Origin of the sequence: Mesorhizobium sp. M1A.F.Ca.IN.020.06.1.1 (assembly GCF_004023265.1) — a bacterium.
GTDB lineage: Bacteria > Pseudomonadota > Alphaproteobacteria > Rhizobiales > Rhizobiaceae > Mesorhizobium.
In genome coordinates this window covers 1-5,167 of the sequence record NZ_RZSR01000386.1, presented here as the reverse complement: position 1 = coordinate 5,167, position 5,167 = coordinate 1, and the positions used below count along the sequence as shown (strand labels likewise).

Here is a 5,167-nt window from a genome sequence, read left to right as displayed (position 1 = left end):
GCCCCCCGCCGTTCTGGCGAAGTCACGCCAGCGCGCCCAGCCGGCCAGTTCCGCCTCGTCATTGCTGAGATAGAGCAGGCCGCAGCGGCGAAAGCCGGTGTCCTGGCCGCTTTCTGCCGCAAAGCACTCCCAGAGATCGAGGCTGCGCGTCGCCATCGGCAGTTCGCGGGCGTCGCGGTTCTGCTGGCGACACCATCCCCAGTTCCTGCTGGATTGCTCGGCGCCGATGCGTCCTTTTTCGACAAGCGCGACCTTCAAGCCGCGCCTAGCCAGGTAGTAGGCCGCGAAGACGCCGACGATGCCTCCGCCGATCACCACCGCATCCGCGGATTGCGGCAGTTCGCCGGATGTCTCGATCTGTTGCAGCGGCGCGCGCATGGTCCTCTCTCTGCTTCGAGGCTCGAATCTAGCGCGTTGCGCAGGCAGCCGCTGCCGCAGTTATGCTTCAGGCAGAATTTTATTCCGTAGCGCGCAATGAAATCGAGAGTCCCTGCGTGTCAGAGCAGGCCCATCGGATAGACAGGCCTGCGGGCTGTGGTAGTGTCACGGCTAGAGAAGTGGCGGCATTTTGTGCTGTGGCTTGCGTTCTTCGGAGATGGACGTGAAACTGGATCGGATCGACATCAAGATTCTGCATGAATTGCAGAAGAACGGCCGCATCACCAATGTGGAATTGGCCGAACTGGTGCACCTGTCGCCGAGCCCGTGCCTGATGCGGGTCAAGAAGCTCCAGTCGGAAGGTTATATCGAGGGCTATTCCGCGCAGGTCAACATCGGCAAGCTCGGCCAGACACTGACCGTGTTCACCGAAATCACCTTGAAGAACCATCGCCAGGTGGACTTTGCCCGCTTTCTCGCCGTCGTCGAGAAGATCGATCAGGTCATCGAATGCCACCTCGTGTCGGGCGGTTACGACTATCTGATGAAATTCGTGACCGCCGGGATTGGCGAGTACCAGACGATCATGGAGCGGCTGACCGATATGGATATCGGCATCGACAAGTATTTCAGCTTCGTGGTGCTGAAGTCGCCGATCGTCAAATCGCACATGCCGCTGCCCAGCCTGTTTCCCATGTAGTCAGCGGGTAGCTGTGCCGGGCGCTGCAGTTGTCTGCTGCGGTCCGGGCTACAGGACCCCGGGCTGCAATAGTGCGCGCAACGCTTTCAACTCGGCTTGCATCTCGGCGATCATCCAGGCGCGGATATCGGAGACGATCGGCCGCACTGGCCGTGAGCGAGGTGCAATCAATTCATGGATCCGTCCGGTGTTGATCTGCCTGTCCGAGGCCGGAACGAGCGTTGCCTGAAGCAGTGCCCTTGAGACATTGCTGAGCCAGCCGAGCGCCACGCCTTCTCCGTTCATCGCGGCTTGAAGCACGACCGCGTAGTCCGAGAATTCGAGCCATTTCGCCCTGCTGGTCTTGCGGTGGGCTACGCTGCCCCAGGCGTCCAGCCACTGCTCCTTGGCGTCGGTGAGATGAAGCAGGATATGACCTTCGCCGTCCGAGTCATGGTTCAAGCGGCCGTGGTGCGACAGATAGGATGGGCTGCACACCGGAACGATGATTTCCGGCGAGAAGGCCCAGCGGTGATAGTGGGTGTCGTCGTCGGCCAGGATTCTGGTGGCAAGCTCGACATTCTCGGCGGGTCCTCGCAGAACGCCGGCGATGAGTTCGAACCTCAGGTCCACGTCGGGAAATCGCGTGTTGAACGCCGTTAACCTCGGAACGAACCAGTGCGTAGCGAGAGAGCTCGAGAGCGAAAGGGTAACCACCGGCTTTGCGGCACTGTTCCGCTTGATCGTGCCGATCGCCTCCTCGATGCTGTCAAATCCTTCCCGTACAGCCGAATAGAGGGCGCGCCCCTCCGGGGTCGGGGACAATCCCGTTGGACCGCGCGTGAACAGAGCCACGCCGAGATCGACCTCCAGCTGAGCGATGCTGCGGCTGATCGAGGGTTGCGTGACGTTGAACTCGCGCGCTGCGGCCGTGAAACTTCCTGAACGGACAGCGGCCTCGAAAACGAGGAGTCCGCGTGCGGATGGAACGAGTTTTGCGAAGCCAGCCATACGCCAAGCGTATAGCCGCCCCAACAATTTTCAAGCTTTCCTGCAGTCCTGCAAATCGCGAACTATAACCCTCATGAATGGTTCGGAGCAGCATGTGCCGGCAGCGGCATTCCAAGCGGGGAGCACATCCGGCGATCCACTGCTTCAGCCGTTTCGGCTCAAGGGTCTAACGCTGCGCAACCGCGTCGTCAGCACCAGTCATGCCTCAATGCTGGACGAGGGTGGCCTGCCGCTCGAGCGCTATCAGCGCTATCATGAAGAGAAGGCGCGCGGCGGCCTGGCGATGACTATGGTCGGCGGCTCGGCTATGACGTCGCCCGATTCGAGCTGGGGCGGCGGTCAGCTGGATCTTTCCAGCGATAGCATCATCCCCCATCTCCAATCGCTGTCGCAGCGAATTCATCGCCACGGCGCGACGGTCATGTGTCAGGTCTCGCATCTCGGCCGGCGCGCTACTGCCTATGCCAGTCACTGGTTGCCCCCGGTTGCGCCGTCACGCGTCCGCGAGACGCGAAACCGGAATTTCCCCAAAGAAATGGACGCCGCGGACATCGACAGGATCGTCAAGGACTACGCCAGTGCCGCCAGGCGCTGCGTTGACGGCGGCCTGGACGGCGTCGAGACCGTCACCGGCGGCCATCTGATCGGCCAATTCCTGTCGCGCAGAACCAACAGGCGCACGGACGCTTTCGGCGGCTCGCTGGAAAACCGCGCGCGCTTCGGGCTGATGGTTCACGAAGCGATCCGCCGCGCGGTGGGCGACGACTTCGCCGTCGGGATCCGCTTCGTGATCGACGAGGCGGTCGACGACGGATCGGATTTCGAGGAAGGCCTTGCCTTCGCCCGGCTGTTCGAGCGCGAAGGCCATGTCGATTTCTTCAACTGCATCTTCGGCCGTATGGACACCGACTTGTCACTGGCCGAGCAGAATATGCCCGGCATGTTTATCAGGAGCGCGCCGTTTCTGCCGTTGGTTGGGCAGTTCAAGCGGGAAACCAGGCTGCCGGTCATCCACGCCGCCGCCATCAGGGACGTAGCCACGGCGCGGCACGCGATCCGCGCAAACCTTGTCGATCTGGTCGGCATGACCCGGGCGCATATTGCCGACCCGCATATCGTCAACAAGGTGATGCGGGGCGAAGAAGACCGCATCCGCCCGTGCATCGGCGCGTCCTACTGCCTGTACAAGAAGGTCCATTGCATTCACAACCCCGCCAGCGGCCATGAAACGACCGTCAGCCACATCATTGACCGGACCGAAACGCCGAAACGGGTGGTCGTCGTCGGCGGCGGTCCGGGCGGAATGGAGGCGGCCCGGGTCGCCGCCGAGCGCGGGCACAGCGTGACCTTGTTCGAAGCCGGGGCCCGGCTCGGCGGGCAGGTGCTCGTTGCGGCCTCGGCTTCCGACCGCAAGGATCTGTTCGGTATAGTCGACTGGCGCATCGACGAAGTCGCGCGCCTCGGCGTAGACGTCCGTCTCAACACCTATGCGGACGCAGATGGAGTGCTTGCCGAGAAACCGGATGCCGTTATCGTCGCCACAGGCGGCATCCCCGACATGGAGTGGCTGGAGGGCGCTGAACATTGCGACAGCGTCTGGGACATCTTGACCGGGGTCGTGCCTGCGAAGGCCGATGTGCTCATCTACGATGAGACTGGACGCCAGGCCGCCATATCCTGTGCCCTGCATCTTGCCCGCCTGGGACATGCGGTCAGCGTGGCCATGGCGGACGACACCCTGGCGATCGAGACACCCTATCCGGACCGGGTCAGTTTCCGCAAACTCGCGTCCGAACTCGGCATCCGCGTCGTCGGCGATCTGCGGCTCATCAAGGCAGCGCGCCACGGCAACGGCATCGCCGCCCGGTTCCGGCATGAGCTCACCGGTGCAGAAACGGAAATGACCGCGGCCCAACTCATTGTCGAGCGCGGCACGGCACCTATGGAAGATATCTACCAGGAATTGCGTGCCCGCTCCGCCAATAAGGGCGTCACCGACATCGCGCTCATGACGGGAGTGGCGACAAAGGGGGTGCAAGGGCTCCAAGCTCCAGGATCCTTCGTCCTGCACCGCATTGGAGACGCGGTCGCCAGCAGGGACATCTACTCGTCAATCTATGAGGCCTACCGGCTCTGCTCGCAACTGTAGTCCGGCGAATCCCCTACGGTCAGTTTGGTCAGCGGTGGCCGTACTGGCTGACCAGCTCGGGGTCGCGGACGAGGCCGTCGAGCCAGGTCGGATCGAGCTTCGGCACGGAGGAGAACAGAAGTTTGGAATAGGGGTGCGTGGGCGACTTGACGTTGTCGGGCGTGATCTGCTCCACCCGCTCACCATTGTACATGACCATGATCTCGTCGCAGATGGCCTCGACGACGGAGAGGTCGTGGCTGATGAAGATATAGGAGAGCCCCAGCTCGCGCTGCAGCTCCTTGAGCAGCTCGATCACGGCGGACGCTACAACCGTGTCGAGCGCTGAGGTGATTTCGTCGCAGATGATGAGCTTCGGACCGGCCGCCAGCGCGCGCGCGAAGTTCACGCGCTGCTTCTGGCCGCCCGAGAGCTCCGAGGGATGACGGTAGCGCAGCGACCTCGGCAGGCGCACCATGTCGAGCAACTCGTCGACACGCTTCGAGCGCGCCTGCCTGTCGAGCCCGTGATAGAAGGCCAGCGGTCGCGAGATGATGTCCTCAATGGGCTTGGCGGGATTGAGCGCGGTATCGGCATACTGGAACACGATCTGCATCTCGCGCAGTTGGTCGCGAGTGCGTTTCCGGGCGGCGCGCTCCAGTGCCTTGCCGTCGAAGACGATATCGCCGGTCGCCGCTGGATGAATGCCCGCGATGGCGCGCGCCAGCGTCGATTTTCCGCAACCGGACTCGCCGATGACACCGAGATTGCGGCCCTTCTCCACGATCAGGCTGACGGAATCGACCGCGCGGATAACCGGCTGCCCGTCACGTTTCACCGGGCCGTATCCGGCTATCAGATTGTCGATGCGAAGCAGCGGTTTTGGTCCGGAATCTTCATCGGCCCGTATCTGCCTCGACTTCGGCTCGAAAGCGGCCAGCAATTCCCGTGTATTGGGATGCTTGGCAGCC

Annotated in this window: 5 protein-coding genes; 2 read left to right on the top strand and 3 right to left on the bottom strand. The window is 62.6% G+C overall.

Annotated elements, in window-relative coordinates:
• Positions 1–378, bottom strand: a 378-nt coding sequence (locus EOA60_RS17660) for an FAD-dependent oxidoreductase (RefSeq protein ID WP_164899374.1), incomplete at its 3' end; no start/stop codon positions are given.
• 223 nt (positions 379–601) lie between these two features.
• Here EOA60_RS17660 and EOA60_RS17655 point away from each other — a divergent pair.
• Entirely contained in the window at positions 602–1,078 is a 477-nt protein-coding gene (locus EOA60_RS17655) for an Lrp/AsnC family transcriptional regulator (protein WP_066989429.1), read from the top strand.
• Between the two features lie 48 nt (positions 1,079–1,126).
• Here the strand turns inward: EOA60_RS17655 and EOA60_RS17650 are convergent, their stop codons facing one another.
• Positions 1,127–2,068 (bottom strand): LysR family transcriptional regulator, encoded by a 942-nt coding sequence (locus tag EOA60_RS17650; RefSeq protein WP_127334715.1) that lies wholly within the window; start codon positions 2,066–2,068, stop codon positions 1,127–1,129.
• Between the two features lie 73 nt (positions 2,069–2,141).
• Here EOA60_RS17650 and EOA60_RS17645 point away from each other — a divergent pair, with 73 nt between their 5' ends.
• Positions 2,142–4,217, top strand: coding sequence for an NADH:flavin oxidoreductase (locus EOA60_RS17645; RefSeq protein WP_095825760.1), 2,076 nt, complete (start codon positions 2,142–2,144; stop codon positions 4,215–4,217).
• A 28-nt stretch (positions 4,218–4,245) separates the two neighbouring features.
• Here the strand turns inward: EOA60_RS17645 and EOA60_RS17640 are convergent.
• The coding region (locus EOA60_RS17640; protein WP_164899373.1) for an ATP-binding cassette domain-containing protein at positions 4,246–5,167 on the bottom strand (922 nt) is incomplete at its 5' end.

Bases quoted from the DNA above. Each gene is read 5' to 3' on its own strand.
- EOA60_RS17645 (WP_095825760.1), top strand. From the start codon at position 2,142: ATGAATGGTTCGGAGCAGCATGTGCCGGCAGCGGCATTCCAAGCGGGG.
- EOA60_RS17650 (WP_127334715.1), bottom strand. From the start codon at position 2,068: ATGGCTGGCTTCGCAAAACTCGTTCCATCCGCACGCGGACTCCTCGTT.